This is a genomic window from Nocardia sp. NRRL S-836, assembly GCF_001279525.1.
Lineage (GTDB): Bacteria > Actinomycetota > Actinomycetes > Mycobacteriales > Pseudonocardiaceae > Lentzea.
In genome coordinates, this window is record NZ_LGDY01000082.1 from 1 (window position 1) to 227 (window position 227).

Genomic DNA, 227 nt, shown 5'->3' on the forward strand with positions numbered 1-227 from the left:
CAGCGCGTTGTCGTAGGAGTCGCCGACCGAGCCCATCGACGGCAGAATTCCGATGTCCGCCAGGCGTTGCGCGAAGCGAATCGAGGTGTAGGTCGAGCCGCGGTCACTGTGGTGGATCAGCTGCCCGCCGCGGGACCAGATCGCGTACTCCAGGGCGCCGAGCACGAGGCTGGTGTCGCAGCGGTCGCTGGTCTTCCAGCCCACGATCCGGTTGGAGAAGGCGTCAC

Annotated in this window: 1 protein-coding gene; it reads right to left on the reverse strand. The window is 67.0% G+C overall.

What is annotated here, in order from left to right:
• Window positions 1–227 (reverse strand): DDE-type integrase/transposase/recombinase (locus ADL03_RS09445; RefSeq protein ID WP_157528403.1); only part of this gene is annotated, 227 nt, incomplete at both ends.